The 15,667-nt window shown below is 31.8% G+C and carries 16 protein-coding genes; 13 read left to right on the forward strand and 3 right to left on the reverse strand.

Translation table 11 applies throughout. The features are described from left to right. Positions 1-301 precede the first annotated feature (301 nt). The gene (locus VOI25_RS10355; RefSeq protein WP_323788998.1) at positions 302-1,432 is read left to right on the forward strand and encodes a carboxypeptidase-like regulatory domain-containing protein; all 1,131 of its coding nucleotides are present in this window, start codon (positions 302-304) and stop codon (positions 1,430-1,432) included. Between the two features lie 73 nt (positions 1,433-1,505). Here the strand turns inward: VOI25_RS10355 and VOI25_RS10360 are convergent, their stop codons facing one another. After that, entirely contained in the window at positions 1,506-1,859 is a 354-nt protein-coding gene (locus tag VOI25_RS10360; protein WP_323788999.1) for a 4Fe-4S dicluster domain-containing protein, read from the reverse strand. A gap of 137 nt (positions 1,860-1,996) precedes the next feature. Here VOI25_RS10360 and VOI25_RS10365 point away from each other — a divergent pair, with 137 nt between their 5' ends. From VOI25_RS10365 to VOI25_RS10400, 8 genes are all read left to right on the forward strand, one after another. Then, entirely contained in the window at positions 1,997-3,058 is a 1,062-nt protein-coding gene (locus VOI25_RS10365; protein WP_323789000.1) for an acyl-CoA reductase, read from the forward strand. Positions 3,059-3,162: 104 nt separating this feature from the next. After that, entirely contained in the window at positions 3,163-4,224 is a 1,062-nt protein-coding gene (gene serC / locus VOI25_RS10370; RefSeq protein WP_323789001.1) for a 3-phosphoserine/phosphohydroxythreonine transaminase, read from the forward strand. 85 nt (positions 4,225-4,309) lie between these two features. Then, positions 4,310-5,260, forward strand: coding sequence for a D-2-hydroxyacid dehydrogenase (locus VOI25_RS10375; protein ID WP_323789002.1), 951 nt, complete (start codon positions 4,310-4,312; stop codon positions 5,258-5,260). Between the two features lie 101 nt (positions 5,261-5,361). After that, entirely contained in the window at positions 5,362-6,003 is a 642-nt protein-coding gene (locus tag VOI25_RS10380) for a DUF937 domain-containing protein (protein WP_323789003.1), read from the forward strand. Between the two features lie 116 nt (positions 6,004-6,119). Then, positions 6,120-6,551, forward strand: a complete 432-nt coding sequence (locus VOI25_RS10385) for a DUF6146 family protein (RefSeq protein ID WP_323789004.1) — start codon at positions 6,120-6,122, stop codon at positions 6,549-6,551. A gap of 27 nt (positions 6,552-6,578) precedes the next feature. After that, positions 6,579-7,076 carry a DUF6787 family protein gene (locus VOI25_RS10390; RefSeq protein WP_323789005.1) on the forward strand — a complete coding sequence of 166 codons (498 nt, stop codon included), beginning with the start codon at positions 6,579-6,581 and terminating at the stop codon, positions 7,074-7,076. Next, positions 7,076-7,408, forward strand: a complete 333-nt coding sequence (locus tag VOI25_RS10395) for a hypothetical protein (protein ID WP_323789006.1) — start codon at positions 7,076-7,078, stop codon at positions 7,406-7,408. The genes VOI25_RS10390 and VOI25_RS10395 overlap by 1 nt, the downstream gene beginning before the upstream one ends. Before the next feature lie 65 nt (positions 7,409-7,473). Next, the gene (locus VOI25_RS10400; protein ID WP_323789007.1) at positions 7,474-9,705 is read left to right on the forward strand and encodes a TonB-dependent receptor; all 2,232 of its coding nucleotides are present in this window, start codon (positions 7,474-7,476) and stop codon (positions 9,703-9,705) included. A gap of 75 nt (positions 9,706-9,780) precedes the next feature. On the opposite strand, the gene VOI25_RS10405 is transcribed toward VOI25_RS10400, so the two are convergent. Together VOI25_RS10405 and folE are read right to left on the reverse strand one after the other, a co-directional pair. Further along, entirely contained in the window at positions 9,781-10,077 is a 297-nt protein-coding gene (locus tag VOI25_RS10405) for a hypothetical protein (RefSeq protein WP_323789008.1), read from the reverse strand. A 50-nt stretch (positions 10,078-10,127) separates the two neighbouring features. Beyond that, positions 10,128-10,724, reverse strand: a complete 597-nt coding sequence (folE, locus tag VOI25_RS10410) for a GTP cyclohydrolase I FolE (RefSeq protein WP_323789009.1) — start codon at positions 10,722-10,724, stop codon at positions 10,128-10,130. Positions 10,725-10,938: 214 nt separating this feature from the next. On the opposite strand from folE, the gene VOI25_RS10415 reads away from it, so the two are divergent. The 4 genes from VOI25_RS10415 to VOI25_RS10430 all read left to right on the forward strand — a co-directional run bounded on the left by VOI25_RS10415 (position 10,939) and on the right by VOI25_RS10430 (position 15,622). Beyond that, positions 10,939-13,461, forward strand: coding sequence for a DUF5916 domain-containing protein (locus tag VOI25_RS10415; RefSeq protein ID WP_323789010.1), 2,523 nt, complete (start codon positions 10,939-10,941; stop codon positions 13,459-13,461). Between the two features lie 49 nt (positions 13,462-13,510). Next, the gene (locus VOI25_RS10420; RefSeq protein ID WP_323789011.1) at positions 13,511-14,173 is read left to right on the forward strand and encodes an ABC transporter ATP-binding protein; all 663 of its coding nucleotides are present in this window, start codon (positions 13,511-13,513) and stop codon (positions 14,171-14,173) included. Positions 14,174-14,276: 103 nt separating this feature from the next. Continuing rightward, positions 14,277-14,915 carry a peptidylprolyl isomerase gene (locus tag VOI25_RS10425; RefSeq protein WP_323789012.1) on the forward strand — a complete coding sequence of 213 codons (639 nt, stop codon included), beginning with the start codon at positions 14,277-14,279 and terminating at the stop codon, positions 14,913-14,915. Continuing rightward, positions 14,915-15,622: a 16S rRNA (uracil(1498)-N(3))-methyltransferase gene (locus VOI25_RS10430; protein WP_323789013.1), complete on the forward strand. Its 708-nt coding sequence runs from the start codon at positions 14,915-14,917 to the stop codon at positions 15,620-15,622. The genes VOI25_RS10425 and VOI25_RS10430 overlap by 1 nt, the downstream gene beginning before the upstream one ends. Positions 15,623-15,667: the final 45 nt, after the last annotated feature.

Genomic DNA, 15,667 nt, shown 5'->3' on the forward strand with positions numbered 1-15,667 from the left:
TAAGAAAAAAAACACCATTATATATTGTAACAATATTTATCAAGTTTTGTCAATACTTTATAAGCCATCAGTCCAGAAAGTACAATTTTGTCTATTATTGTCTTCTTTTTTTATTCTCAATATTCAAGTTCTAGAATTTGAGGGTGTGATTTGTAAAGAACTAAAAACCATTGAGGTTAATAAGAAATAGATAATTGCTTTTTCATTTAAGGTAGGACTTTTAAGAATTAGCCTGTTTTATTACTATCAAAGGTAAAATTATAGTATCTTTTAAATCTTAAAACTCTAAAAACCAACCACTATGAAATCACTCGTATTATCTTTCCTAGTATTTATAACTTTATGTGCTTGTAGTAAAGACGACAACAATTCAACAGATGAAACATTTGATATTACAGGTCAATTCTTAGCACCAAACGGTGTTGATCCAATTTCTAATGCTCGTGTAGGTGCTTATTTAAACTCTGAATTAAAATCTGAGACTAGAACTGATGCTTCTGGAAATTATTCTTTATCTGTTGCAAAAGGCGACTACACCTTGGTATTAAATAAAGGGAAATTTAAAACAGAGCGTAACATTAGTTTAGAAAATGATTTAGCTATAGAAACTTTAAGTGTGGAAACACTTCCAAATATTGCTGTAGTTACTGGTTTATACGATAATATAGAAAGTGTTTTATATAGTATTGGACTTTTTAATCCAATAACTGGCGAGCCTTTATTTGATATTATAGATGGTAATGATGGTTTTGATAGAAATGCGTTGAATCAAAATTCTAAACATTCGCATGGACATTCTGCTTTACATAGGAGCTCAACCAATCCTCAATTGCAACCCAATGTAGACTTTAGTTTTGAAGATCTTATGGGTGATCAAGGTATTTTAGGTACCTATGATATTGTGTTTTTAAACTGTGGTTTAACTGAAGAATTTGTCAATAATTCGAGTGTATTAGATACCTATGTTAGTGATGGAGGTATTTTGTATACTACTGATTGGGCTGTTGGATACTTAGATGCAATCACAAACTCGGGTTCTGAATACTTAAGTCCTTATACACCTGCCAAAAGTGGCTCATCAGTATCAACTGTTGCCACAATTTTGGATGGTGATTTAAGTGCTTGGTTATTGCTTAATTTTAATATCTCAATTGAAGACACGGTTGAAATTGATGATTTTCTACCATCGTGGCAAGTCATTGATTCTTATGATAATGCAACAACAATGTCTTGGCTAAATGGTCCTGTTACGTATTGGGATGATACTAATACAGATATCTCTGAAAACAAAGACTTAGCATTTACATTCTTACATGGTGATGGTGGTGTCTTTTACTCTTCCTTTCATACTGAAAATCATGATGTTGAAGTTGTTACCGAAGTAGAAAGAATTATGCAGTTTTTAGTATTTGAAATGTCTGATTTACAATAACAAACTAGAATAACACAAAAAAAATCCCAAGTTAATACTTTGGGATTTTTTTGTTTTAAATAGTGTTTTTCGTTTAATCTTCGGGATGCATAAAACGTTGCTTTCCTAAAAGCACTTCTTCTGTTTCTACATGATTTTCGTCAGGAATACAACAGTCTACTGGACATACAGCTGCACATTGTGGTTCTTCATGAAAACCTTTACACTCAGTACATTTATCTGGCGCTATATAATATACTTCATCACTAATAGGTTCTTGAGTTTCATCAGCATCTACTTCCTTTCCATTTGGCAATACTACTTTACCGGTTAAACTCGTTCCGTCTTTATATCTCCAATCGTCAGCACCTTCGTATATTGCAGTATTTGGGCATTCTGGTTCACAGGCACCACAATTAATACATTCGTCTGTTATTATAATTGCCATAGTAATTTTTAATCTTGTTATTATAAGTGCTGAAATAAGGTCAGATTATATTCTCTTCTTTTAGCACATTTCTTTTTCGTTTGCGTAAATTTGCAACTGCAAAAATAAAGCCAAAACATCGTATAACCAAACTCAAGATGGATTTACAACAAAGAATTAACGCATTTGTAAAATTAGGAGATTTTTTAAGTCAATTTACTAATGAAGGAATTCAAGAAATTGAGGATATTCCTTTTAATGATTTGTTTTTTGAAGGCTTTCAGCATCAAATTATACTGGCTCATGAACATAATGGTTGGTTTAAAAAAGACAATATTCTTTTCGCTTTACAAGGTTGGTCTAATCAATTGAATAATAAGCAACTTAGCCAATGGTTGGATAAGTATAAGTTCACAAAAGAAAACCAAAAAACAATTGCCATAATTATGGCAGGAAATATTCCATTAGTAGGTTTTCATGATTTTTTAAGTGTTTTAATTACTGGACATCATGTTTTGGTAAAGCAATCGTCTAATGACAAACACTTATTACCCTTTTTAGCCAAGTATTTAGAACATGTTGAACCCGAATTTAAAGGTCGAATTCAATTTACAGAATCCAAGCTTGAAAATTTCGATGCCGTTATTGCTACAGGAAGTGATAATACAGCTCGTTATTTCGAATATTATTTTAAAGACAAACCTTCAATCATTAGAAAAAACAGAAACTCAGTTGCGGTATTAACTGGTGCTGAGTCAGAAGATGAGTTAAAAGCATTATCAGAGGATATTTTTAGATATTATGGATTAGGTTGTAGAAACGTGTCTAAATTATTTGTGCCAAAAGGTTACGATTTTGATAGCTTTTTTAAAGCTATGTACGAGTGGCATCCAATTATACATGAAAATAAATACGCCAATAATTACGATTATAATAAAGCCGTATACTTGATGAGTGAATTTAAGATGCTTGAAAACGGTTTTTTAATGCTTAAAGAAGATGAAAGTTACTCCTCACCTATTGCAACAATCTTTTTTGAACATTATGAATCTTTAAAAGAATTAAAAGAAGTGCTTCTATTGAAAAAGGAGCAAATACAGTGTGTTGTTTCTAATGGTTTTGTTGATGATGAAATTAAATTTGGGCAAACACAATCTCCAAACCTTTGGGATTATGCAGATGGTGTTGATACTATTTCGTTTTCGTTGACAATCTGTTAATAATTAATCAGTTTATTACCACTTATTTTATCAGAATTTATGACCTTTGTAAGTGTAAAATCATAATATATTCTCCGTTTTATCGAAACTTAAATATCAAATAAATGAAAAGACATAATTTTAGTGCAGGACCTTGTATTTTACCTGGTGAAGTACTACAAAAAGCTTCAGAAGCCGTAATTAATTTTGACAACGGACTTTCACTTTTAGAAATATCGCACAGAAGTAAACCTTTTGTAGATGTTATGGAAAACGCAAGAGCTTTAGCATTAGAGTTATTAGGACTTGAAGGAAAAGGCTACAAAGCTTTATTTCTACAAGGAGGAGCAAGTACTCAGTTTTTAATGGTGGCACTAAATTTATTAGAAAAAAGAGCTGGATATTTAAATACAGGAACTTGGAGTGATAAGGCTATAAAAGAAGCAAGGATTTTTGATGATGTCTATGAAGTTGCTTCTTCAAAAGAAGCTAACTTTAATTATATTCCTAAAGGATATGATATCCCTTCAGAATACGATTACTTTCACTGTACTTCAAACAATACCATTTTTGGTACACAAATGAAAGAGTTTCCAAAGTCACCTATTCCAATGGTTTGCGATATGAGTAGTGATATTTTTTCACGAGAGTTAGATTTTTCAAAGTTTGATTTAATTTATGCAGGAGCACAAAAAAACATGGGACCTGCAGGTGCAACACTAGTGGTTGTTAAAGAAGATATCTTGGGAAAAGTATCGCGTAAGATTCCGTCTATGATGGATTATAAAGTTCACATCAGCAAAAGCAGTATGTTTAATACACCTCCTGTATTTCCAGTATATGTTTCTATGTTAACTTTACAATGGTTGAAAAATTTAGGCGGTATAAAGGCCATCGAAAAGGAAAACGATAAGAAAGCACAATTGATTTATTCAGAAATAGATCTTAACCCGTTGTTTAAAGGGTATTCTACAAAAGCAGATCGTTCAACTATGAATGCAACCTTTACTTTGGCTAACGAAGACTTGAAAGAAACATTTGAGACAATGATTAAAGAAGCTGGTATTAATGGGTTAAATGGACATAGAAGTGTTGGTGGCTATAGAGCTTCAATGTATAACGCATTATCACTAGAAAGTGTTGGTGTTCTCGTCGATGTCATGAGTGAATTAGAACGTAAAGCATAATATACTTTGTTTTAAATAGTGCTTACGCAATCAAAATAAATAAACTAATAAGATTTCCTATATCGAGGAAATAAAACATTTTTAAATGAAAGTATTAGCAAACGATGGTGTTTCGCAAAGCGGAATAGATGCCTTAGAAAATGCAGGTTTTGAAGTAATAACAACAACTGTTGCACAAGAACAATTAGAAAACTATATAAACGATAATAATATTACCGTTTTATTAGTTAGAAGTGCGACAACGGTTAGAAAAAATATAATAGACAACTGCCCTAGCCTGAAAATAATTGGTCGTGGTGGAGTTGGTATGGACAATATTGATGTAGACTATGCGAGAAGTAAAGGACTTCATGTAATCAACACACCTGCTGCTTCTTCTCATTCAGTGGCAGAATTGGTATTTGGTCATTTCTATGGATTAGCACGTTTTTTACACAATTCAAATCGCGATATGCCATTAGAAGGCGATGCAAATTTTAAAGGCTTAAAGAAATCTTATGCTAAAGGCACTGAACTAAAAGGAAAAACTCTTGGAGTTTTAGGCTTTGGACGCATAGGTCAAGCTACAGCAAAAGTTGCCATTGGTGCAGGAATGAAAGTAGTTGCATTTGACCCTTTTATGGAGAAAGCAAATTTAGAGTTAGAATTTTTTGATGGACAAAAAGTAAATTTCGAGATTACAATGTCTTCTAAAGAAGAGGTATTAAAACAAGCCGACTTTCTAACATTACATGTGCCTGCTCAAAAAGATTATGTTATTGATGAAGCTGAATTCAATCAAATGAAAAATGGTGTTATAATCGCTAATGCAGCACGTGGTGGTGTTATAAATGAAGTCGCACTTGTTAAAGCTATCGAAAGCGGTAAAGTATCTAGAGCTGCATTAGATGTTTTTGAAAAAGAACCTAAACCAGAAATTCAACTACTAATGAATCCTGCTTTATCACTAACACCTCACACAGGTGCAGCAACAAATGAAGCACAAGATAGAATTGGTACTGAATTGGCAGATCAAATTATAAGTCTATTAAAATAAGTCATTAAAAATGTGACCTAAACAAAAAAAATGAGTCCTAATAAATGTTAGGACTTTTTTGTATCTTGAAAGTCCAATTAAATTAATCTTATAAATATATTATGTCAGGAATTTTAGACTTATTAAACAGTGACTTAGGGAAAACTATTATTAGTGGTGTCTCTGGTCAAACCAATCAACCTCAAAACAAAACTCAGGATGTATTAACCATGGCTTTGCCTGTATTAATGCAAGCAATGAAGCGTAATGCTTCAACTCCTGAAGGTGCCCAAGGATTAATGGGAGCTTTAAATAGTAAACACGATGGAAGTATTCTAGATAACCTTAGTGGTTTATTTGGTGGTGGTGTTGATGATAACGTAATGAATGATGGAAGTAAAATTCTTGGACACGTATTAGGTAATAAACAACAAAGAGTTGAGCAAAATTTAGGTGCAAAGGCTGGAATGGATGCAAGTTCAGTTGCTCAAATTTTAAAAGTTGCTGCTCCAATTTTAATGGGTGTTTTAGGAAAGCAATCTCGTCAAAATAACGTGAGCTCTCCAAATGACTTAGGTGGTCTTTTAGGAGGTTTGTTAAGCGGAAATTCGCAACAACAAGAGCAAAGCTTTTTAGAATCGATGTTAGATGCCGATGGAGACGGAAGTATTATTGATGATGTTGCAGGAATGGTTCTTGGAGGAGATAAAAAGAAAGGTGGACTTGGAGGACTTTTAGGAGGTCTTTTTGGAGGAAAGAATTAACACACTTTTTTATTACATATTAAAAAGCTGGACTTAGGTCTGGCTTTTTTGCTTCTACTCTGTTTGTGAATTAAATACAACTGAAGAATTTTGTAACTTTATAAATAAAAATCGTTATGAAAACTTTTATTAAATTTTGTTTGGTGATTCTGTTACTTACAAGTTGTAACAGTGCACAAAGTGTTGTTGATACAAGTCAAGAGGCAGAGATACCAGAAGACGATATTGTTAGAATTGCTAATGATAAAATAGAATATGAAATTATCATTATTGAACCTGGTTTTAATAGCTGGCTAAATTCTACTGCAAGGCCAGAAGGTTACTATTCGCAATCCTACATGGAAACAAGGAATAGAATTTATGTACAAGAATGGAATAATAGAGTTATGCAGGTTAATAGATTTGATTCTGGTCTATACGAATTTCAAATAGATTACAACCCAAATATAGATTACGGTTATGATGTGAACTACAAATTATATAACTATTTTATTTACTTTCAACTAAAACATAATCAAAAATTAGGTCCAATCCAACCAAGAATTTAGATTACCTTTGCAAAATCATTTTAGATTATGTTAGAGAAATTTAAATTACGATGGGAAATCCAAGAAAATTGGCAACTTTTGTTTCCTATACTTGGTTTGTCAGGATTGGGATATAGTGCGTGGAAACTTGCAGTAAGACTTACTAATGCCTATTCTATAATCTTTACAATTGCTACAGCAGTTTTGTTGTTGTTTATACTCTTAAAATTAACCTTATATATTTTCAAGAAACTAGAACACAAATGGATTTTAGATTATAAATGGGAAATGATACGAGTCTTTATCGTATTTGCAGTAACGGGATCATCTTCGCTATTTGTAGGAAGACCAATAATGAAGCTCATAGGAATTACTAAAGAAAACTTAAACCCTATTCTTTATTGGGTATTATTCATTATTATTGGACTAATTTTCTACCAAATACTTTTAGTTATGTTTGGTTGGCTTTTTGGTCAATTTAAATTCTTCTGGGAATTTGAAAAGAAAATGCTCAACCGATTTGGTTTAGGTAAATGGATTAATTAGTGAATAACTACAAACAACATATCGCTTTTAGAATAGCTACAGTTTTTATTGTACTTTGTTTGGTATTGCCTACCGTTGTTAAGATGTCACATGCATTTAGCAATCATGAGCATGACGTTTGTCTTGTTGAAAATCAATCACATTTTCATGAAATTGATTCAGATTGTGAATTTTATAAGTTCAATGTTAACCATCAAACAACATTAACCTATTTTAGTTTCAGTCCATTTGAAGCTGATGAAAGTCAAAACCTCATTGCTTCTAAATATTTATTTTTAAGCACTTTTCAGAAACTTCATTTTTCACTTCGAGGTCCACCTTTTAATAGTTAATATTTTTCTGCTACTGATAACACTTAATTATCAGTCAATTTTTAACTATTAAAATTCAATATACAATGAAAACAAATTATGTTTTTGTATTACTATTTTTGGTAATACAAACCTTATGGTCACAAAATACATTACAAGGAAAAGTAACAGATGCAGACTCAAATGCAGCATTAGTTTACGTAAACATCTATCTTCCTGAACTAGAAAAAGGAACCGTTACTAATGAAAATGGTACTTTCGAACTATACAATATTCCAAATGGGAACTATAAAATTATAGTATCGTTTGTAGGCTATGAAACCTATTCGCAAACACTAAGTTTTCCAACCACAGAAAACTTATCTATCACATTAACGCATTCAGCAATTGAAATGGAAGAAATCATAATTTCTACACCTTTTCATAAACTCCAAAGCGAAAATGTAATGAAGGTTGAGCGAAAAGACGTTAAGGAATTACGAGTGCAAGGTGCAGTTAACCTTATTGATGGCATTAGTAATATCGCTGGAGTAAATAATGTGAGTACAGGAATAAGCATTGGTAAGCCTGTCATTAGAGGTTTGAGCTCGAATAGAGTTTTGGTGTATACTCAAGGTGTTCGATTAGAAAATCAACAATATGGTGATGAACACGGTTTAGGGATAAACGATGCTGGAATTGAAAGTGTTGAAGTGATAAAAGGACCTGCTTCTCTACTCTATGGAAGTGATGCGCTTGGAGGTGTTTTATATTTGAATCCAGAGCGTTTTGCAGATGAAAACTCATCAGAAGGAAACTTGCAAACACGATTTTTTACTAATACTCAGGGTTACAATTCTAGTGCAGGTTTTAAAGCCTCTGGGTCAGAATTTAAATTTCTTTTTAGAGGTAGCCTTTCCGAACATTCAGATTATGAAACGCCAGATTATAGGGTTACCAACACTAGATTTAGAGAACAAGATTTTAAAGCTGGTTTAGGATATCAAAAGAATAATTTCAAAACAGAATTGCGGTATAACCTTAATAATGCAAAACTTGGGATACCTGAAGACATTGGAGAGCAAAGCACAAACAGAACACCTTTAGAACCCTTTCAGGAAATCACGAATCACATATTTAGTTCTAAATCTACCGTGTTTTTTAATAATTCTAGTTTAGACTTTACATTTGGCTTTACGTATAATGATAGAAAAGAATTTGAAGATCATCATCATGAAGAAGATCTTGAGGAAAACGAAGAAGAACATGAGGATGAGGAGCATGAGGAAGACGAAGAAGCAGCGCTTCACATGAAATTGAAAACTTTCAATTATAATATTAAATATAATCTTCCAAAATTTGGTCGTTTTGAAACTATTGTTGGTGTACAAGGAATGAATCAAGTAAACACAAACTATGGAGAAGAAATTTTAATTCCGAATGCTATAACCAATGATATTGGAATTCTGGCAACTTCTCATATTCATTTTAAAACTGTAGATATTCAACTTGGAGCTCGTTTTGATAATAGAACTATAGATATAAATAATGCAATAACTAAAGACTTTAATAGTTTTAACGGTGCTTTTGGAATAAAAACAGATCTGTTTAAAAAAGTTACTGCACGTTTAAATTTGGCAACAGGATTTAGAGCGCCCAATTTATCTGAATTAGCATCTGATGGGACTCATGAAGGCACAAATCGATATGAAATCGGTAATATTGATTTAAATAATGAGCAGAATTTTCAAATAGATTTTGCTTTAGAATATACCAATGAACATGTTGAGATATTTGCTAATGCATTTTATAATAGTATCAACGATTATATTTTCTTAAATCCTAATGGTGAATTTATAGATGAAAATCCAGTTTTTCTTTATCAACAAGATAATGCAAGACTTTATGGTGGAGAATTCGGTTTTCATTTTCATCCACATCCTATAGATTGGTTGCATGTGGAATCAAGTTTTGAAACGGTAACTGGTCAATTAGATGATGATAGTTATTTACCTCTAATTCCGGCCAACACACTGAATAATACAATAAGAGTTGAATTTGAAAGAAATTGGTTCAAAGAAGGTTATGCTTATGTAAAATACAGTTCTACTTTTAATCAGAAAAAAGTGAGTGATTTTGAAAGCACAACTAAAGGATTTAACCTATTAAGTGCTGGATTTGGAGCCACTGTAAAATTATTCGAAAAAAATCTAGATATCAGCATAGCAGCTAATAATTTAACAGATGAACGGTTTACAAATCATTTATCTCGTTTAAAACCAGATGGAATATTAAATATCGGACGTAATATTAGTTTTGGCTTGAATTATACACTGTAATATATAACTGCTGTCTCATCGAGCGCAGTCGAGATGTCTCAATAGTTCTCGACTGCGATCGATAAGACAGTTTTATTAATCGATGTCAATGATGGTTTCTTTAGGTTTATTTTCCGAAGAAAACACAAATGTATATAGCCACATTAAGGTAAAAGTTGGAACAACATCTAAAAACGGTAATGCCTCTTCTACAAAAGATATAGCTGCAGCTATTTTACCTTTTTTTCCTTTGTATAATTTGGTCATTAACCAAGCAGAAGCTGGAGCCCAAATGAAATCAAAAGGTGGAAAAATAAAAGAGATATAACCAAAAGCATCAAATAGAAGTCCTACAAGAAGCTTTTTGTTTTTAGATAGATTTTGTAACGTCATATGTTTTGTAATTTACTTAATAATAAGCAAATAGCATTCCAAAATACGAACTACGACAAATTTTCACTTATCAATTTTAAAAATTCTGATCTCGTTTCAATATTTTTAAAAGCTCCTCTAAATCCTGAAGTCGTTGTTGTAGAATTCTGCTTTTGAACACCTCTCATCATCATACACATATGTGAAGCTTCAATGACAACTGCTACACCTTCAGGTTTAAGGGTATTATTAATACAATTTAAAATTTGCTCAGTTAAACGCTCTTGTACTTGAAGTCGCCTTGCAAATACATCAACAATTCTTGGTATTTTACTCAAACCAACGATATGGCCATTGGGAATATAAGCGATGTGTGCTTTTCCGAAAAACGGTAAAATATGATGCTCACAAAGTGAATAAACTTCAATGTCTTTTACAATAACCATTTCATTATAAGACTCTTTGAACATCGCGCTTTTTAAGATTTCGGCAGCATCCTGATGATAACCTTGTGTTAAAAATTGCATTGCTTTAGAAGCACGTTCTGGCGTTTTTAAAAGTCCATCACGATTGGTATCTTCTCCTAAATCTTCAATAATGCTCTTATAGCGAGCTTTTACGTCATCAGTAACTTGAATATTATACTCTTCAAACTTGTTATATGGCATTGTACATAAATATTAATTTCACTAAAAGTAAGTAAAAATTATAATATTAAAATAGATTAGGTCTTATCAAAACATTAACACAACATCAATGTTTTTAACGTTCTCTTATGAAAATTGATTAGTTGGCCTAACTAGATTTGTAAGACTAACTGTAACAATCTATAATTTTTAGTGTCATTATTATTGTTAGTAACTAATCATCAATCAAACTAAAATGAATTTCCGTTTAACATTCTCTACATTTATATTATCGTGTATTTCCGTTTTTGCACAGGATACAGATAGTATTCAAACCGTTTTAGATAAGAAACAACTACAAATTGCACGTACTTCTTTTGCTCCAAAAATTGATGGAGTTTTAGATGATGTTGTATGGCAAGATGCCAGTATAGCTTCAGGTTTTACACAGTTTAGACCAGATATGGGTAAGTCGGCAACTGAAGACAAAAAGACCATCGTAAAAATGGCTTATGATGATTCAGGTATTTATGTAGCTGCTTACATGTACGACGATCCCAAATTGATTTCTAAACAATTTACAAGTCGAGATAATTTTGGGCAGTCCGATTTTTTCCTAGTTGTATTAAATCCAAATAACGATGCTCAAAATGACACTGAATTTTTTGTGTTCACCTCAGGAACACAAGCCGATGCAGTTGCCAATCCTAGTAATGGAGAAGATTTTGGATGGAACGCTGTTTGGGATAGTGCAGTTAAAATAAATGATGATGGTTGGGTTGTTGAAATGAAAATTCCATATCGTGCTTTGCGTTTCTCGCCAGATGTTGAAACTTGGGGATTACAATTTCATAGACGATTTCAAAGAGACAATTCACAATATACATGGAATCCTCTAGATCCAACTAAAGGTAATATTGGTCTATATCACGGTGAACTAAATGGTATTACAAATATTGAACCTCCTGTAAGGTTAAATATTTATCCGTTTGCTTCTACTGTATTTGATAATATGGATAAACCAGATTTTAATCTTGGAATGGATATTAAGTATGGAATCACTGAAAATATAACTTTAGATGCCACATTAATTCCCGATTTTAGCCAAGCTGGATTTGATAATTTGAGTCTTAACCTTGGACCTTTCGAACAGACATTCAATGATCAACGACAGTTTTTTACTGAAGGAGTCGATTTATTTAGTAAAGGAAATTTATTCTTTTCTAGACGAGTGGGAAATAGTCCTATAGGTAGTGTCAATTTAGCAAATAATGAAGAACTTGCTGACTATCCAGATGAAGTTAAAGTTTTAAATGCAGTAAAAATATCTGGACGAACAAAAAATGGTCTTGGTATTGGCTTTTTTAATGCTATTACTGAAAAAACAGATGCAAAAATATTAAATACAGAAACTGGTGAAACCAGATCAGAAACTGTAGAGCCTTTTACAAACTATAATATTTTTGTTTTAGATAAGCAATTCAATGGTAATTCATCTCTTGCTATTGTTAATACAAATGTGACACGAGAAGGTCATTTTAGAGATGCTAATGTTACGGCTTTAGTTGCAAATATTTTTAATAAACGAAACACTTATAATATAAGAGGTGATATAAAAATGAGTAATAGAAATTTGGATACTGGAATAGAAACCGGTTTAAGTTCATTTTTCTTTATTCGTAAATCGCATGGTAAATTTAGATATAGTTTTGATCATAGTTTCGCAAATGAAAATTATGATATCAATGATTTAGGACTCAACTTTAGAAACAATTTCAATAATTTTGGCGTTGATGCTTCTTACCGAATTTTTGAGCCAACTGAAAAACTGAACAATTTCAGTATAAACACTTGGTATAATTACAGACGATTATACAGACCTAGCACATTTACTAATCAAAACGCAGGTATAAATGTCTATGGCAAAACTAAAAAAGAATTGATGGATTTTGGTGGAAGCATCAATTATCAAATGGGTAAGCAATTTGATTTTTTTGAACCTCGTGATTTTGAGAACAAACGCTTCTTTATTTATGAAGACCGTATAAATGGTGATGTTTGGATTTCTACCAATTACAATAATTCATTCGCTGTAGATACCAATATTGGTGGAGCATTAATGTTTGAAGATGGTCGTGATTATTCTCAATATTGGTTTGGCTTTAGCCCTAGAATTCAATTAAGTGATAAATTTTTAGTGTCTTATAATTTCAATTTTCAAAATGAATTTGGTGACAGAGGTTATGCAAATAATTCCAACGGTTTAGCAGATGAAATAATTTTTGGAGAGCGTAATCAGAAAACCATTGTAAATAGTGTATCTGCTGGGTATAATTTTAATCCGTTTAATTCATTGAACTTTACTTTCAGAAATTATTGGACAACCGTGAATTATGATGATAATCCTTATTTTTTACAAGAAAATGGTCGTTTAATTAAATCTGCAGATACCTTTGAACAACTAGGTTTAGGGAATTCTGATGTTAATTTTAGTACTTGGAATATAGATTTAAGCTATTCTTGGCAGTTTGCTCCTGGAAGCTTTTTAACCGCACTTTATCGAAACCAGTTATTTAATTCTAATTCAATGGCAGAAGAACGGTTTTTTGATAGTTTAAATAACTTACTAGATCAAGATATGCAACATATACTTTCTATACGATTACAATATTTCATTGATTATGGAGGTATTCGTAGTATCTTCAAAAAGAAAAATAAAAATGCAGAAAAATTAAGTAGACTATCACGAAACTTAAATCCGAATGTGCATATTCTTTAATTATCATTATTCATATTAAAGTAGTATTTTCGAAGTACATTTTAATAGAATGATAAAAGCAAAAAATATTCATAAATACTATGGTGATCTTCACGTTTTAAAAGGTGTAAATCTCGAAATTAAGAAAGGAGAAATTGTATCTATCGTTGGAGCTTCAGGTGCTGGAAAAACTACCCTACTTCATATTTTAGGAACTTTAGATACGTTAGATCATAAAAATGATAAAACTTTATTGATAAACGATATCGATGTATCTGGATTAAATGACAAGTCACTTGCCAAATTTAGAAACAATCATATTGGCTTCATTTTTCAGTTTCATCAATTATTACCAGAATTTACGGCATTAGAAAATGTATGTATTCCAGCTTTTATAAATGGAAAGAATCAAGCTATTGCTGAAAAGAGAGCAAAAGAGCTTTTAGATTTTCTTGGACTCAAAGAACGATACCATCATAAACCTAATGAACTGTCAGGAGGTGAACAACAACGAGTTGCAGTTGCAAGAGCTCTCATAAATGATCCTGAACTTATATTTGCTGACGAACCTTCTGGAAATTTAGATAGTGAATCTGCAGAAAATCTTCACAACCTCTTTTTTAAACTTAGGGATGAGTTTGGTCAAACATTCGTAATAGTGACTCATAATCAGGAATTAGCTGATATGGCAGACCGTAAATTGACAATGGTTGATGGTCGTATTGAGCTTTAAACCTAAGTTATAAACAATCAATTCTTAAAAACTTCATTAGACTTCTGTATAATGATTTGTCTTTCGCTTTAAATTTGGCTATAATAACTAATCAGCCCAAACTATGCTTAAAAATTTACTAGTATTACTCGTTTGTTCAATTACGTCAATTTGCTTTTCTCAAAATGATTTTGAAAGTGAGATAGATTCGATACAAACTCTCGATGAAGCCAAAATATACGTTCAAAAAAACAAATCCCTAAAAGGGAAAGTGATTACCTTTAATAAGGAGAAACACCATACAAAAATTGCTGACGAGCTTTTTAGTTTAGGTAAAGGCTCAAAAAAGGTTTATAAAACGGATATGACCAAAACCTATTATAAAGTGGTCGATAAAAATGAAATTCCGTATCAAAAACTCAGCTATATCTTCTTAGATGGTAAAAAGAAATCTATGGAAGAAATTAACATCCTTAGACAAAATATCGTTGCAAAATATCGAAATGGCTTTCGTTTTGAAGATTTAGCAAAGCACTATTCTATGGATAGTAATGCAAATCGTGGAGGTGATTTGGGTTGGGTAACGCAAGGCGATTTGCATCCAGATTTTGAAGCCCAAGTTTTAGATAATACGCATCAAGTGAATGATATTTTTACAGTTGATATACCAGATCAACAGTGGTATTATGTCGTTGTGAAAACCGAAGACACCAAGTACATAGAAGAAATAAAAGTACTTAAAGTCACAGAACCTGTTAAATAATGCAGTTATTTTTTATTTCGGAATTATCTCAAGATAATGACCAAATACAATTTTCTAAAGAAGAAAGTAAGCATATTGTTAAGGTTTTGAGAAAATCAATTGGTGATATTCTATATATCACTAATGGTAAAGGTGTTTTATTCACTTCTGAATTAATCTCAGCAGATCAAAAGAATTGTATTGCCCATATTATTTCTTCTGAAGTAAAACCAAAAAGAACATACAATCTTCATTTAGCAGTAGCCCCAACCAAAATGAATGATCGTTATGAATGGTTCTTAGAAAAAGCCACAGAGATTGGAATTGATAGCATCACTCCTATTTTTTGTGAGAATAGTGAGCGACGAATAATTAAAGCAGAACGCTATGAAAAAATTCTTCTATCTGCGATGAAACAGTCTCTTAATTGTTATTTACCAAAACTAAATGATGCCCTTAATTTTAAGGATTTCATGAGTCAAAATCATGAGGGTTCATTGTTTATTGCACATTGTGAGGACACTAATAGGAAATCACTTAAACAAGAATTAAAAGCCAATCAAGATATTACCATTTTAATTGGACCAGAAGGCGATTTTAGTACCAATGAAATAGAACTAGCCATACAGTCTAATTTTGTACCTGTTACATTAGGAAATACTCGATTAAGAACAGAAACAGCAGCTATTGTTGCTTGTCATTCTATAGCTTTTATTAATGAATTATAACTTTAGCACACGATCCTTAATATCTTAGTAGTCAACTTGTAAGTA

This window comes from Psychroserpens sp. (assembly GCF_034670085.1).
Classification (GTDB): domain Bacteria; phylum Bacteroidota; class Bacteroidia; order Flavobacteriales; family Flavobacteriaceae; genus Psychroserpens.

Excerpts from the sequence above, each read along its gene's own strand:
- VOI25_RS10355 (WP_323788998.1), top strand. The coding sequence starts at position 302 with ATGAAATCACTCGTATTATCTTTCCTAGTATTTATAACTTTATGTGCT.
- VOI25_RS10425 (WP_323789012.1), top strand. The coding sequence starts at position 14,277 with ATGCTTAAAAATTTACTAGTATTACTCGTTTGTTCAATTACGTCAATT.
- VOI25_RS10405 (WP_323789008.1), bottom strand. The coding sequence starts at position 10,077 with ATGACGTTACAAAATCTATCTAAAAACAAAAAGCTTCTTGTAGGACTT.
- VOI25_RS10400 (WP_323789007.1), top strand. The coding sequence starts at position 7,474 with ATGAAAACAAATTATGTTTTTGTATTACTATTTTTGGTAATACAAACC.
- VOI25_RS10365 (WP_323789000.1), top strand. The coding sequence starts at position 1,997 with ATGGATTTACAACAAAGAATTAACGCATTTGTAAAATTAGGAGATTTT.
- VOI25_RS10380 (WP_323789003.1), top strand. The coding sequence starts at position 5,362 with ATGTCAGGAATTTTAGACTTATTAAACAGTGACTTAGGGAAAACTATT.
- VOI25_RS10430 (WP_323789013.1), top strand. The coding sequence starts at position 14,915 with ATGCAGTTATTTTTTATTTCGGAATTATCTCAAGATAATGACCAAATA.
- VOI25_RS10390 (WP_323789005.1), top strand. The coding sequence starts at position 6,579 with ATGTTAGAGAAATTTAAATTACGATGGGAAATCCAAGAAAATTGGCAA.
- VOI25_RS10360 (WP_323788999.1), bottom strand. The coding sequence starts at position 1,859 with ATGGCAATTATAATAACAGACGAATGTATTAATTGTGGTGCCTGTGAA.
- serC (WP_323789001.1), top strand. The coding sequence starts at position 3,163 with ATGAAAAGACATAATTTTAGTGCAGGACCTTGTATTTTACCTGGTGAA.
- VOI25_RS10420 (WP_323789011.1), top strand. The coding sequence starts at position 13,511 with ATGATAAAAGCAAAAAATATTCATAAATACTATGGTGATCTTCACGTT.
- VOI25_RS10415 (WP_323789010.1), top strand. The coding sequence starts at position 10,939 with ATGAATTTCCGTTTAACATTCTCTACATTTATATTATCGTGTATTTCC.
- folE (WP_323789009.1), bottom strand. The coding sequence starts at position 10,724 with ATGCCATATAACAAGTTTGAAGAGTATAATATTCAAGTTACTGATGAC.
- VOI25_RS10375 (WP_323789002.1), top strand. The coding sequence starts at position 4,310 with ATGAAAGTATTAGCAAACGATGGTGTTTCGCAAAGCGGAATAGATGCC.
- VOI25_RS10385 (WP_323789004.1), top strand. The coding sequence starts at position 6,120 with ATGAAAACTTTTATTAAATTTTGTTTGGTGATTCTGTTACTTACAAGT.